The sequence below is a fragment of the Flagellimonas sp. ABD4_174 genome (assembly GCF_056160185.1).
The window spans coordinates 2635467-2650136 of the sequence record NZ_JBSWWP010000001.1 but is presented as its reverse complement, the minus strand read 5'-3'; the positions used below and the strand labels follow the sequence as shown (position 1 = coordinate 2650136).

Genomic DNA, 14670 nt, shown 5'->3' with positions numbered 1-14670 from the left:
ACAACACGAAAACGTTGTAGTTGATTGCTTTTTAAAACATATTTTTCATTATTCACGCAATTGTGTTTTTTTTGTGATTCTCAATCAATTATAGATGATAACCAATACAGAAATAGTAAGGACTGGAAATCAGTTCCCCAACCATATAGTAGATTTTAAACAGGAAAACGATAAGTTTTACTTTACTACCCAGAACGGCGTTATTTTACAGCTTACCATTTTAAGGGATAGCGTGGTGCGCTTCAGGTATGCAACGGAGCATGTTTTTGAGCCCGATTTTTCCTATGCCATTAGCGAAGATGTCAACCTTGGATATAATGAGCTTAAAATCCAGGACGAGGTGCCGGAGTATATCGTAATTACATCCAAAATCAAGATACATATCAACAAGACCAACCTAAAGGTAAAAATCGTTGATATGGCCGATCTGGTGATCTCGGAGGATGAACTCGGTTTTCATTGGGAAGAAAATTTCGATTATGGCGGCAATGTGGTAAAAATGAGCAAAGTTTGCCATGCTGGTGAAAGTTATTACGGAATGGGGGATAAGGCATCGCACACCAACCTTAAGGGAAAACGGGTGAACAACTGGGTTACGGATACCTATGCCTACGGAAAGGACCAAGAACCACTGTACAAATCCATTCCTTTTTACATTGGTCTTAAAGAAAGTAAAGCCTACGGAATATTTTTTGATAACTCTTTTAGTACTTATTTCGATTTCGCTGGCGAACGCAGAAATGTAACAAGCTATTGGGCCGATGGTGGTGAAATGAACTATTACTTTTTCTATGGTCCTAAAATGTGCGATGTGGTGGAATCCTATACCGATTTAACCGGATTGCCAGAACTGCCCCCACTTTGGGCATTGGGGTTTCATCAATCGAAATGGAGCTATTATCCCGAACAAAAGGTCCGGGATATCGCGTCCAACTTTAGAAAATTGAACATTCCTTGTGATGCCATTTATCTGGATATCGATTATATGGATGGTTTTAGATGTTTTACATGGGACAAAAACCACTTTCCCGACCCTAAAAAAATGATCGATGATTTGGGTGAAGATGGTTTTAAGGTGGTGACCATGATCGACCCCGGGATCAAGATAGATCGCGATTATTGGGTGTATCAACAAGCTATGGAGAAGGGATATTTTTGTCGCAGGGCAGATGGTCCGCTATTTAAGGGAAAAGTATGGCCCGGTCCCTGTAATTTTCCCGATTTTACCCATCCGGATGTTAGGGAATGGTGGGCCGACCTTTATAAAGAAATGATTGCGGACCTAGGAGTAAGCGGAGTTTGGAACGATATGAACGAACCCGCGATTATGGAGGTCCCCAGCAAAACGGCAAATTTGGACGTACGACATGATTATGATGGTCATCCTTGCAGCCACAGAAAGGCCCATAATGTCTACGGTATGCAAATGGTTCGCGCTACTTACGAAGGAATAAAAAAATATATGTTCCCCCGCAGACCGTTTGTTCTTACCCGCGCCGCTTATTCCGGAACCCAGAGATATTGCGCTACATGGACCGGCGATAATGTGGCCACTTGGGAACATTTATGGATTGCCAATGTGCAAATGCAACGCATGAGCATGAGCGGGTATTCCTTTGTTGGTTCCGATATTGGTGGATTTGCTGAGCAACCCAATGGGGAACTATTTGCCCGATGGATCCAGCTAGCCGTTTTCCACCCATTTTGCAGGGTACACTCCAGCGGCGATCACGGCGATCAAGAACCTTGGTCCTTCGGAGATGAAATCACCGATATTGTGAGAGAGTTTATTGAACTTAGGTATCAATTATTACCATACCTATATACGATGTTCTATAATTATATCAAGGAAGGTTTTCCCATGCTTCAATCCTTGGTTTTTTATGATCAAGACGATGTGCAGACTCACTTCCGGACCGATGAGTTTATTTTTGGTAAACAATTGTTGGTGTGCCCCGTACAAGAACCGAACTCTTTGGGAAGACGAATGTATTTCCCTAAAGGGAACTGGTATAATTATTGGACGGATGAGATGGTCGAAGGAGGAGTGGAGCGTTGGGTTTCCGCAGAACTAGACCGTATACCACTTTTTGTAAAAGAAGGGGCCATGATACCCAAATATCCTGTTCAACAATATGTGGGGGAAAAGGAGATAGAAAAATTGGCCATAGATGTTTATTTTAAATCGGGAACGGAAAATTCCGAAGTATACGAAGACCATCAAGAAGGCTACGATTACAAAAAGGGCCGATACAGTTTAAGACGATTTAAATTCACGGGCAAGGAGAACGAATTGATCATACAACAGTTTAAGGATGGTAATTATATTACGCCATATCATAACTTTGTAATGACGTTCCACGGATTGCCCTTTGAAATAGACAGTGTGGAACTGGATAATGAGGAAGTTGGACTGGACGAAATCAAACTCAATGGGAACAACACTATTGAAGTAAGCAAGGATTTCACGGAGCTTCATATTTTTGGAAAATAAAATTTTGTAATTTACAGAGAAAACAAGATCGATCAAATGAAAAAGATTTTTCTATTAATTCTGATATTGTTGATAGTGATGGCTTGTAAAACCAACCCGTTTACAGGAAAGAGCACACTCAACTTTTATAGTAATAGCCAAATGTTCCCCATGGCTTTTGCCCAGTATGATGAATTTTTGGGGTCGAACAAAGTGGTAAAGGGTACCTCCGAGGCAGAAATGATCACAAGGGTCGGTCAGCGTATAGCATCGGCAGCGGAACGTTGGCTCAATGCCAATGGTTACCCTGGGTATTTAAAGGATTACCAATGGGAATATAACTTGGTAGAGGACGAAACCGTGAACGCGTGGTGTATGCCGGGCGGTAAAATTGTTTTTTATACGGGAATTTTGCCCATTACCAAAAATGAAACCGGCATAGCTGTGGTAATGGGGCACGAAGTAGCACATGCACTGGCCGATCATGGTGCCCAAAGAATGAGCGCCGGTACCTTGCAGCAAGTCGGTGCCATGGGCGCGGCAATTGCGACCAGTAAAAAATCGCCAGAGGTACAAAATGCTTTTATGCAAGCTTATGGTGTTGGCAGTAATGTGCTGGGCATGTTGCCCTTTAGCCGAAACCATGAGACCGAAGCAGATAGGATTGGACTTCAGATCATGGCCATTGCAGGATACAACCCCGATGAGGCGGCCCAACTTTGGAAACGTATGAAAGAAGCATCTGGAGGTCAGGCGCCCCCCGAGTTTTTAAGTACGCACCCATCCAACGACACCAGGATCAATAATTTGACGGCATGGGCCCCGGCCGCTAAACAAGAGGCAAGAAAATTTGGGGTCACCTCGTTTAAATAATGGGCATTTATCAATTGAAGAGTTTAAAAAAGTCATTCCAAGATGCATGGGAATGACTTTTTATTTTTAAAACAGAAGTATGGCGCAAACATTGGCACTGAAAGGGAGTAAAAAACTGTTGAATGCTTGGGCGTTTTACGATTGGGCGAATTCAGTTTACAGCCTGGTAATTTCCTCGGCCATTTTTCCACTTTTTTACGGTCTGCTATTTAGGACTGCCGGCATAGAAACGGTTACAGTTTTTGGTGGAGAAATAGCTCGTGCACCCTTGATCAGTTATGTTACTTCTTTAGCCTTTGTTTTTATTGCCATAATTACCCCGCTCATTTCCGGGGTAGCCGATTATTTGGGGAACAAAAAAATATTTCTCAAATTCTTCTGCTATTTGGGTGCGGCCTCTTGTATTGGACTGTACTGGTTTTCTTTGGAGCACATTTATTTTGGCCTGGCTTGTTATTTCTTCGGACTTGTCGGTTTTTGGGTCAGTTTTGCCATCAACAATTCCTACCTGCCGGATATTGCATATCCCGAACAACAAGATAGAATCAGTGCAAAAGGATTCTCACTGGGATATATTGGCAGTGTAATTCTTCTTGTTTTTAATCTTGCCATGGTAATGAAACCGGATTTTTTTGGAATTTCCGACAACGGAGGGGAAATCGCTGAAATAAAGGCTATGAAATATTCCTTCATTTCGGTTGGTATTTGGTGGATACTCTTTAGTCAGTACACATTTGCCCATCTGCCTAAAGGTTATAAAAGAGAGGGAAAACGAGATCACATTATATTAAATGGTTTTAAGGAGTTAAAGCTGGTTTGGCATCAATTGGGAAAAAATAGGCGTTTAAAACGCTATTTGGGAGCATTCTTTGTGTATAGTATGGCTGTGCAGACCATTATGTTGATCGCCACTTATTTTGGAGAAGAAGAAATTATGTGGGGTTCGGACAATGAACGTACAACAGGCTTAATTGTAAGTATTTTGCTTATTCAAATTGTAGCCATACTTGGGGCAACGGTAACAGCATGGACATCAAAGGCTTTTGGAAATATTAGAACTCTCGTGGTGATTAATATTATTTGGGCCATGTTATGCGTGTATGCATATTTTCTTCAGACCCCGATGGATTTTTACATTGCTGCCGGATTGGTCGGTGTGGTGATGGGCGGGATTCAAGCACTTTCCCGTTCCACATACTCCAAATTTTTGCCGGAGACCACGGATACCACATCGTTTTTTAGTTTTTACGATGTCTCCGAAAAAATTGGTATTATAATCGGAACCTTAATGTATGGTATTGTGGCACAGCTTACGGGAAGCATGCGAAATAGCACCATATTTTTGGGCATTTTTTTTCTTCTAGGGATATTTTTGTTGCTTCGCGTTAATAAGGTAAGGCCTTCAAATTAACACATAAAAAAGCCTTGGTTCATTGCCAAGGCTTTTCTTTTTTGATTGATGAAATAAACTCGGTATTATCCTTTGGTAATGTCTCCGGACCCAGAAGCTTTTGATTTTATCTTTTTTGGATTTCCGCGATAATGGATATCGCCGGAACCTGATACTCTGGCGTCTATGGATTGGTTGGCGGTTACCCGTATGTCCGCAGAACCGGAAACAGTCGCTCTTACAAAATCGGCCTCAAGGTCGTAGGCTTTTATGTCTCCAGACCCTGATACGGAAACCGTAAAGTCCGTTGTACTGCCCGAAAGGTTTATATCTCCGGATCCGGATAAAGAAGCATCCACTTCATCGGCTTCTACCATAAGGCTTACATCGCCGGACCCCGACATGGCAGCACTGAAATTATTGGCTCTTATGGTAGTTTTTCCAACTAAATCTCCCGATCCAGAAAGACTAACGGCATTAATGGATTCCACAGGAACGGTAACATAAATGCCGCTCTTCCAATTGGAGGGCCTCAGGTTGACGCCTTTGGCCACTTTGATCACCAATTTACCGTTTTTAACTTCCGTCTTGATGTATTCCAAAAGGTTGGATTCCCCCTTGAGGGTTAATTCGCCTTCGTTTCCGGAAACCAATTCCACATCGAACCATCCGGCCATGGCCACCTCGTCGTAATCGCCTACGGAACGTTCTATGGTAACCACGTTGCCATTTCCTTTGATTCTTTTTCCCCATTGTGCACTGGCAGAAGAAATAATGCCCAATGCAAGTGTCAGTGTTATTAGTTTTTTCATGATTCTGTGTTTAAAGCTGTTTTGATTTGATGTTAATTTTGATAAAATGAGACGCCGCCGTATTCACTGTTTATGCTCACTCTGTTTCCTGAGTTTGCTTTGCCGTAGTGGCCGCTATAATACTTTTCTGATGATCTTTCTTTGCTGATGTTGATCTCAAAATCATCCTTACCGCTAACACCGGCGTACTCGGTCGTGATTTCAAAATCGAAATAATATCCGGGATCGTACCCAATTTTGATTCCGGTGTAATCTGAACGTATTTCCACGTTTCCGGCATCGGGTGCCAATCGGTCTATTCTGATGGAGCCATAGTCGCTGGTAATGGATACATTGCCATGCACATCGCCCAGTTTTACACCAATATAGTCTCCGTTACCGTTCACGTTTTTCACGTTTCTTACATCAATGGAGCCATAATCGCTGGAATATTCCAAATTTTCCATTTCCTCAACGGTTGCATTCGTGTAGTCTGCCTTTACGATTAGGTTTCCGGCTTTTTCAATGGTAAACCCAGAGTAATCTGCAACAATTTCGGCACTGTTGATATAATCAAAGGTAGATTTAGAGGTATAATCGAACCTTAGTTCGTTATTTCGTCCACGAAGTTCCCCAATATCCATTTTCCCATAGTCGCAGCTTATTTTTGCATGGCCATCGATCCTATCCAAGATTATGCTGCCATAGTCGTTGCTAAGGTTAACACTGTTCTTTACGGGCAACTTTATGGTGTAGTTTACCTGCACGCTAACACTTTTGCGTTTTCCCCAGCTCCATCCCCAACTGTTTTTTCTGTCTCCGAACCGGGTATAGGCGGAAACCATACTGGGGCTGTTGTCAAATTCTATATCAATCTCGTCCAAACGTTCTTTTACCCTTTCTTCGTCGTTTCCATTGGTTTTTACATGGACTTCTATTACAACCCGGTTTTCGTTCCAAGAAGTTATGTTAAGGTTCCCGTAGCTGTTGTTTACCTTGAGCAGTGCATCGGGGTTTACGCTGTATTCTTTTTTGATCGTTTTTTCTTTGGTGTACCTGCCGTTCAACTTGTCATTGTCCACATGGGCTCCCGCTACAAGGGGAATCAAAGCCAAGACGAAAAGAATGTATTTAAATGGTAAAGCTTTCATCATTTTGTGAGTTTAAATTTTTAATATTTTCTATTTGGCTCAAAACTTCTTTTAAAAGGTCGATTCTAGTTTGGAAATTGGTGATCATGGCACTAAGTATAATTTTACTGTCGCCACCGTTGATCAGGTCCTGCTGTAGGGATTTATAGTCTTTGTCCAATCGTTCCAGCTGTGTCATGGTGTCATCCACTAGTTGTGCTGTTTCGGGAGTTTTTTCGTCCTGTAGTTCCTTTACTTGTTCCTCGATAAGATTGGCAAAGTAGAACTCCGTCTGCGAAACTTCCGGTGCAATTTCTACAACTTGCTGTTTTATACTGGGGTCTGGACCAAACGTTTTATATCCCAAAACCGCTACAAGGGCGATCGATGCCGCGATGGAAAGATGTTTCCACCAGGAGGGTCTTTTTTTGTTCAGGGCAATAGTGCCCTGGCTTTGGTTCAATTTATCCAAAAACCGTTCTTGGTGCCCATTTTGTGGCTCTGCTACATCGAACTCCCCTTGGAGTCTTTCGAACAAACTATCTAAATTATCCTTCTTCATATCTAAGCATTTACGGTCAACTTTTTTCTAAGGCTCTGTTTGGCCCTGGAAATTGTGGTTCTACAATTAGCATAGCTAATGTTCATTATTTCACTGATTTCTTCGTAATCGTACCCTTCAATTAAATGTAAGGTCAAAGAAACTCTGTAATTGTCTTTCAAACTTTTCATGGTTTCCATCACTTTTTGAGCCTTCAGTTCCGTATAACCATTTTGATCCGAAGCAACTCCATCATTATCTTCGACCTTGTACATTACATCATCCAGATCCACAGCCTGTTTTTTCTGCTGCTTTTTGTAATGATAAATACTGTTATTGATCACAATCCGCTTTAACCATGCCCCAAAGGTGACGTCCCCTTTAAACGTATGCAGTTTGGTAAATGCGCTCAGGAACGATTCCTGCATCACATCTTCAGCCTCTGCCGAGTGTTTTACAATCCTAAAAGCAGTGTTGTACATTGCTTTGTAATAGCGGTTGTAAATCTCTAGCTGTGCATTTTGCTTTCCCTGCATGCACAATTTGAGCAGTGTGTCAATATGTTCATTTTGTTGGCTCAAAAAATGAATGGTTTGTCTTATAGATTACCCAATTTACCAATTGTTACACTTTTTTATTAATATTTGATTTTTAATGGCACAGGAATTGCCTTTTAAAGGATGATAATAAACCTTTAACCAGCTGTAAATATTGATTTTGAGCGGTTTGCAAGGGTTGTAGTGTTGAATAAAAATATGGGTTATTTGTCGATGCTGACAAAATGACCGAAAAGATGATATGGGAGAGATGAAAATTACCAAATTTGACAACATAGATCTACAGGGATTGGATGAGGATGCGGAATTGATACCGTTGCTTACCCCTGAGGACGAAGAACAAATGAATAGGGAGAGCTTGCCGGAAACCTTGCCGGTACTGCCTCTTAGAAATACCGTGTTGTTTCCCGGTGTGGTGATCCCGATTACCGCTGGTAGGGATAAATCCATTAATTTGATCAAAGATGCCAACAACGGTTCCAAGACCATTGGTGTCGTGTCCCAAAAGGACGAAAGTGTGGAAAACCCCGGTCCTGAGGATATCAATACCGTGGGTACCGTGGCCCGAATTTTACGTGTGCTTCAAATGCCGGATGGAAACACAACGGTGATCATACAGGGAAAGAAAAGATTTAAAATCGATGCCGTTCTAACCGAAAAGCCATATATCACGGCGAAAGTAAGTGAGGCCATGGAGCAACGGCCGGACGAAAAGAGCACGGAATTCGAGGCGATCATCGACTCTATCAAGGAACTGGCCTTTAAGATCATTAAGGACAACCCAAATATTCCCAGCGAGGCCACCTTTGCCATTAAAAATATTCAGAGTAATTCCTTCTTGATCAATTTTGTGTCTTCCAACCTTAATCTGGCTGTTAACGAAAAACAACAGCTATTGGAAATTCCCGACCTCAAGGAAAGGGCCTTGGCGACATTGAAGTACATGAACATGGAACTTCAAAAGTTGGAACTGCGCAACGATATCCAAAGCAAGGTACGTAGCGATATGGACCAACAACAACGCGAGTATTTTCTTCATCAACAAATGAAGACCATACAAGAGGAGTTGGGGGGACTGTCTTACGAGGAAGAAGTGGACGAAATGGCCGAAAAGGCCAAAAAGAAAAAATGGGGCAAAAAAGTAAAGGAGCATTTTGAAAAGGAATTGGCCAAAATGCAGCGCATGAACCCCCAAGTGGCGGAGTACTCCATTCAACGTAATTACTTGGACCTTTTGTTGGATTTGCCATGGAACGAGTTCTCCAAAGATAAGTTTGACCTAAAACGTGCCCAGCAAATTTTGGACAGAGACCACTATGGTTTGGAAGACGTTAAACGACGAATAATTGAATATTTGGCCGTTCTAAAACTTCGTAACGATATGAAATCGCCCATTCTCTGTTTGTATGGACCTCCCGGTGTTGGTAAAACTTCCCTGGGTAAATCCGTGGCGGAGGCCTTGGGTAGAGAATATGTACGCATGTCCTTGGGCGGACTGCGGGATGAAGCGGAAATTCGCGGGCACCGAAAAACCTATATCGGTGCCATGCCCGGCAGGATCATCCAGAGTTTGAAGAAGGCAGGGACATCCAATCCGGTGTTTATTTTGGACGAGATAGATAAATTGGCGAGCAGCCACCAAGGTGATCCCTCATCTGCTATGTTGGAGGTGTTGGATCCCGAACAGAATAGCGAGTTCCATGACAACTTCTTGGAAATGGGCTATGACTTGTCCAAAGTCATGTTCATTGCGACGGCAAATAATTTGTCCACCATTCAGCCTGCATTGCGCGATAGAATGGAGATCATCAACGTTACAGGTTACACTATCGAAGAAAAGGTGGAGATCGCTAAAAGACACTTATTGCCCAAACAATTGGAGGAACATGGCCTTTCCAAAAAAGATTTGAAAATCGGAAAGCGTCAATTGGAGAAGATAGTGGAGGGCTATACTCGGGAATCCGGAGTGCGCAGTTTGGAAAAACAAATAGCCAAAGTAGTGAGGTTTGCCGCAAAATCCATAGCAATGGAAGAAGAGTACAACATAACCATGACCAACGAGGACGTTGAAAAAATATTGGGCCCAGCACGATTGGAGCGTGATAAGTACGAAAACAACGATGTTGCCGGTGTGGTCACAGGGTTGGCCTGGACAAGCGTTGGCGGGGACATTCTGTTCATCGAATCCATACTTTCCAAAGGAAAGGGAGTCATGAACATTACAGGGAATTTGGGTAAAGTAATGAAGGAGTCCGCAACCATTGCCATGGAATATATTAAATCGAACGCGGAGACTTATGGTATTGACCCCACGGTTTTTGACAAGTACAATGTACATATACACGTGCCCGAGGGTGCCACCCCTAAAGATGGTCCAAGTGCCGGTATTACCATGCTAACTTCTTTGGTGTCGCTATTTACACAGCGCAAGGTAAAAAAGAGTTTGGCCATGACAGGTGAGATCACCCTAAGGGGAAAAGTGTTGCCCGTTGGTGGGATAAAAGAGAAGATTTTAGCTGCTAAAAGGGCCAAGATCAAAGAAATTATTCTTTGTGCAGACAACAAAAAGGATATAGAGGAAATTAAGGAAGACTACCTTAAAGGGCTTACATTTCACTACGTAACGGATATGAGCGAAGTGATAGACCTGGCGATCACCAAACAAAAAGTAAAGAACGCCAAGACTCTATAATTGAAAATTTAAAATAGGTAGGAACAGTACATGTATTTCTGCCTATTTTTGATGCATGGGAAAAATTACGATAGCCATAGATGGTTATTCCTCTACAGGAAAAAGCACCATCGCCAAAAGGTTGGCCGCTAGCTTGCAATATATTTATGTGGATACTGGTGCCATGTACCGCGCCGTGACCCTTTATGCCTTAAATCAAGGGCTGATCACCGAAGCAGGAGAGGTAAAACAGGCCGATTTGATTGCCCGACTATCGGAGGTAAAACTAAAATTTGTGCCCAACAGGGAAACTGGACGTTCGGATATGTTTCTGAACAATGTTAATGTTGAACAGGAAATCCGAAAAATGCGGGTTTCGGGTTTTGTAAGCCAAATAGCGGCAATTAAGGAAGTACGGGAGAAGTTGGTGAAAATGCAACAGGAAATGGGCAAGGATAAAGGAGTTGTAATGGATGGTCGTGACATTGGTACCGTTGTTTTTCCCAATGCAGAATTAAAGCTGTTCATGACAGCTTCTCCGGAGACCCGCGCCACACGCCGTTACAAGGAGCTTTTGGGAAAAGGAGAGGAAGTAACTTACGCCGAAGTACTTAAAAATGTTGAGGACCGAGACCGTATCGATTCTACACGAAGTATTTCCCCTTTGACCAAGGCCAAGGATGCCATTGAGTTTGATAATAGTGATATGGGACTGGAAGAACAATTCAATCGCATTTATGCTTATGCTCAAAGGGTGATTGCCAAGCAAGAGTAGGATAGGTGTGTATGGCTTTAAAACCTATACTTTGTTTTTAATTAGGTATGGCCACCAATGTAGTGAAGGGTTAGGTGGGTATAAAAGGTTATATTCTAACTGCACTCATATAGGTCCAAATAATAAACAGCAATTGTAAAGGAATTCGAAACCACAGATAAGTTAACCCATTACCGTCCAATGTGGCATTTTGATAGTCCACTTTGTTCAAAGCGGCAACAATATTGGCAGGCAACATCAGTATCAGAAAAATAATAAGGGCCCAACCAGATATATGCATAACACGGGGAACAAGAAGACCTATCGCTAGTATAATCTCAAATATTCCGGTTAAGTGAACAAAGATTTCTTTGTAGGGAATAAACTTGGGTATCATCATGGACATACCTTTGGTAAATGCAAAATGACCAATTGCTGTAAACACGAGCATTATGGACATCGCAATTCTACCCGATAATTTAAAATCATATGTCCTGTTTGTGATTTTGATGATCAATAAAGAGATCGTAAAGCTGAATAAAAGAACAATCAATGGTTTCATAAGAGTATAAATCAATAAAGCACAAAGGTCTGGAACACAGATGTAAAAAAAATGAACCCAAGTTAAGTAATGCGTTTTCGTATTCTGCTCAATGCCTGAGGCGTAACGCCAATGTAGGAAGCAATATATTTTAGGGGTATTTGACGTAATAACCGAGGCCTTTCCATAAATAGGTCCAGATATCTTTCCTCTGCGGATTTGCTTAGAAATGAAAGTTCTCTTTTTGATTTTATCAAAAACATATTTTCGGCCATTCTTCTTCCAATAATATTTCCGTTTTCTGTTTTATCATATACCTCTTGTAGGTCTTTGTGGGAAATCTGCCATAAAACGGACTCTGTCAACGTTTCCATTTCGTATTCGGATGGAGTTTGGGTCAAAAAGGAATCGTAAGCGGTAACAAATTCGTTTTCGAATAAAAAACCGAAAGTTACATCCGATTCCTCTGTTGGAATATAAAGGCGGATTATCCCTTTGGAGATAAATGATAAATGCTTTTCTATTTTCCCCAACTCCAATATTGTGGAATTCTTGTCAAATTGTACTTTCTTTAATTTTGAGGAGAAAAAATCCCAGTCACCTTCGTTCATTGGGGAAATATGGTCGATATACTCTCTAATTTCGGTCATTCGATTATTTTTTAATTATGCCCGCCAAGAATCGAAACTTCCTTTTAAATGGATATCGGCAACCTCGACCAGATTCGGGTTTAACATGTATGAATGAAGTTAATGTTTATTCAATCAAATGATGCAATGCTACAAAAACCATATGTTTTATTTATCAAGACTTATTTTGAACATAGGATTCGACAGGTCATCCAAAAGAGATAAATTATAAACAAGGTTATTTGATCAGGTTAATGTGCCGGATATTTTTCATTATCTCAATTCGATTGATCAGAGAATCAATGATCAATGCATAAAGTTCATCACCCAAGAGTTCATCCTCTACCCCAAAATCAATGTTCGGGTTGTCGTTTACCTCTATCACATACACTTTATTGTCCACAAATTTAAGGTCTACCCCGTACAATCCATCCCCAATTAACGAAGATGCTTTCACAGCTGTATTTAGGATCTGTTCCGGTACCTGTTCTATGGCCACGGTTTCATGGTTGCCGGACTTTTCTTCCTCTTCGCTGCTCCAATTATAAATTTGCCAATGATCTTTGGTCATAAAATACTTGCAGGCATATATTGGCTTGTTGTCCAGTACTCCTATTCTCCAATCGAAGTCCGAGTATAGAAATTCCTGTCCAATCACCATATCCGTTTTTTTAAAAAGGGACTTTAGTTGGTGTATTGCTTCGGTTTTATCGTTAACTTTTATCACCCCCAAGGAAAATGCGCTATCAGGCTGCTTTAAAACGGCCGGATAGTTCAACTGTTCCAGAATGTTATCTTCGGACATATTTTTTGTAAGGGCAATGGTCTTGGGTGTCCTAATTTTATTTTTCTTAAAGAGTTCATGCTGATAAATCTTATTCGAACACCGTAAAATGGACCAAGGGTCGTCTATTACCACCAAACCTTCGGCATAGGCCAAACGAGAAAGTTCGTAGGTATAATGGTTTACATTGGTGGTTTCGCGTATCAAAAGTGCGTCGAACTCGTTTATTTTGTTGATGTCGTTCTTGCTTATAAACTCCACATACATCCCTTTTTTGTTTGCGGTTTTGCGGAATTTTTCAAGGGCCTCCTTATTGGATGGCGGATATTCCTCAAAGGGGTTGATCAATATGGCAAGATCGTACTTGTAATTGTTCAACTTTGGAAAATGGTACCGCTTTTTATTGAAGTATTTTTGGGCGGCATGGTACACCATATCTTTCTTTTCGGTGTTTAGGTCCTTAAAAGTCAAGACCTTTATATTTTTAATGATCCATTTTTCCGCTTTAATAAAATTGATGGAGAACAATGGGACTTCAAAAACCTGAAACAATTTGGTAGCCAATGTTTTGTATGCAGAAATAGATGTTTGTCCAAAATAGACTTCCAATAGGATGCTTTCCCCTTTATCCTTGCCAAGAACACGGTTTACTTGTTCGTTGAGCTCGTATGAAAGAGATTGTACCACATTGGCCAATTGCACATCTTTAATTGTGGACGAGCTCGGAATGGCGCGCTGTCCTCTAGCCGATGCTAGTAAAGATACATAGTACCCAAAACTTTGATACTTGTACGAACTACACAAATTAAAAACCCTAAAATTCGAATTGTTCTGGTACAATGGGTTATTGATGTAATCCTTTACCGAAATCACCGTTGCCTTTATTTCGGATTTCTCCCAAGAATAAGGTCTATCGATAACGATTAGGTTTTTAGTGTCGTGGTCTGTACTGGCTGGTCCTATTCGCATACCCATTTTAAGGGCATCTTCGTTGGGTTGGTAATAATCTCTCAGTGTTTTGATCACCAAAAACCCGTTGGAGAGATACCAATCCACCAGTTTTTCATTTTTGGCCCTAACTTCCAAGGTGATGCTCGTAAAATTTTTGGACAAAGCAAATACTTTTATATGTTCTAAAATTTTGGAGCCAATGCCATAATTTCGAAATTCGGGTAAAATACTGATTGAGTACAGCCGGAGCATGTGCTTGTATTTGAACAAAATGGCCGAGCCGATCCTTTGACCTGTAATGTCTGCATCTTCCACAATTATTATTTCCTGAAAAGAACTCTTGATCCCTTTTTTTAGATTGGCCTTTGTAGTTTGCTGAAAATCAGGGAACGATTTCTTTTCGAGCATTAAAAGGAAATCTACATCATTATGGTCCGCTATGCGAAAATATAACTTCATCTAATTGGAATATGCTGATCTAGGAGCCTGTCTACTAGTACAGTTTTAAAGGTAAAGGTATAATTCATTTGAATACACTGATCAAATAAAAATTGGTGTTTACCGATTAAATGAAGTTGTTTTTTT

The 14670-nt window shown here is 41.2% G+C and carries 12 protein-coding genes; 5 read left to right on the top strand and 7 right to left on the bottom strand.

Translation table 11 applies throughout. The features are described 5' to 3' along the window. Nucleotides 1–94 precede the first annotated feature (94 nt). The 3 genes from ACXAFK_RS11740 to ACXAFK_RS11730 all read left to right on the top strand — a co-directional run bounded on the left by ACXAFK_RS11740 (nt 95) and on the right by ACXAFK_RS11730 (nt 4757). Nucleotides 95–2494, top strand: coding sequence for a glycoside hydrolase family 31 protein (locus ACXAFK_RS11740; protein ID WP_252080073.1), 2400 nt, complete (start codon nt 95–97; stop codon nt 2492–2494). Nucleotides 2495–2530: 36 nt separating this feature from the next. Then, nucleotides 2531–3346 (top strand): M48 family metallopeptidase, encoded by an 816-nt coding sequence (locus ACXAFK_RS11735; protein WP_224836507.1) that lies wholly within the window; start codon nt 2531–2533, stop codon nt 3344–3346. A 79-nt stretch (nt 3347–3425) separates the two neighbouring features. After that, nucleotides 3426–4757, top strand: a complete 1332-nt coding sequence (locus tag ACXAFK_RS11730; protein ID WP_474957886.1) for an MFS transporter — start codon at nt 3426–3428, stop codon at nt 4755–4757. Nucleotides 4758–4822: 65 nt separating this feature from the next. Here ACXAFK_RS11730 and ACXAFK_RS11725 read toward each other — a convergent pair whose 3' ends face one another. From ACXAFK_RS11725 to ACXAFK_RS11710, 4 genes are read right to left on the bottom strand one after another with little or no spacing between them, the layout of a single operon-like run. Then, nucleotides 4823–5548, bottom strand: coding sequence for a head GIN domain-containing protein (locus ACXAFK_RS11725; protein WP_224836510.1), 726 nt, complete (start codon nt 5546–5548; stop codon nt 4823–4825). A gap of 32 nt (nt 5549–5580) precedes the next feature. Further along, a complete protein-coding gene (locus ACXAFK_RS11720; RefSeq protein ID WP_474958168.1) occupies nt 5581–6678 on the bottom strand; it encodes a DUF4097 family beta strand repeat-containing protein in 1098 nt (365 codons plus the stop codon). Continuing rightward, on the bottom strand, nt 6659–7219 hold the full coding sequence (locus ACXAFK_RS11715) for a DUF3379 domain-containing protein (protein ID WP_224836511.1): 561 nt from the start codon (nt 7217–7219) through the stop codon (nt 6659–6661). The genes ACXAFK_RS11720 and ACXAFK_RS11715 overlap by 20 nt, the downstream gene beginning before the upstream one ends. 2 nt (nt 7220–7221) lie before the next feature. Then, nucleotides 7222–7779, bottom strand: a complete 558-nt coding sequence (locus ACXAFK_RS11710; RefSeq protein ID WP_224836512.1) for an RNA polymerase sigma factor — start codon at nt 7777–7779, stop codon at nt 7222–7224. A 217-nt stretch (nt 7780–7996) separates the two neighbouring features. Between ACXAFK_RS11710 and lon the strand changes: the two genes are divergently transcribed. Next, on the top strand, nt 7997–10447 hold the full coding sequence (gene lon, locus ACXAFK_RS11705; protein ID WP_252080068.1) for an endopeptidase La: 2451 nt from the start codon (nt 7997–7999) through the stop codon (nt 10445–10447). 55 nt (nt 10448–10502) lie between these two features. Next, nucleotides 10503–11201 carry a (d)CMP kinase gene (cmk, locus tag ACXAFK_RS11700; RefSeq protein ID WP_474957885.1) on the top strand — a complete coding sequence of 233 codons (699 nt, stop codon included), beginning with the start codon at nt 10503–10505 and terminating at the stop codon, nt 11199–11201. An 88-nt stretch (nt 11202–11289) separates the two neighbouring features. On the opposite strand, the gene ACXAFK_RS11695 is transcribed toward cmk, so the two are convergent. The 3 genes from ACXAFK_RS11695 to ACXAFK_RS11685 form a co-directional block, all read right to left on the bottom strand. Continuing rightward, entirely contained in the window at nt 11290–11742 is a 453-nt protein-coding gene (locus ACXAFK_RS11695; RefSeq protein ID WP_474957884.1) for a DoxX family protein, read from the bottom strand. A 62-nt stretch (nt 11743–11804) separates the two neighbouring features. Next, nucleotides 11805–12371, bottom strand: a complete 567-nt coding sequence (locus ACXAFK_RS11690; RefSeq protein WP_293295942.1) for a Crp/Fnr family transcriptional regulator — start codon at nt 12369–12371, stop codon at nt 11805–11807. Between the two features lie 217 nt (nt 12372–12588). Beyond that, nucleotides 12589–14544 carry a GNAT family N-acetyltransferase gene (locus ACXAFK_RS11685; protein WP_474957883.1) on the bottom strand — a complete coding sequence of 652 codons (1956 nt, stop codon included), beginning with the start codon at nt 14542–14544 and terminating at the stop codon, nt 12589–12591. Nucleotides 14545–14670 lie beyond the last annotated feature (126 nt).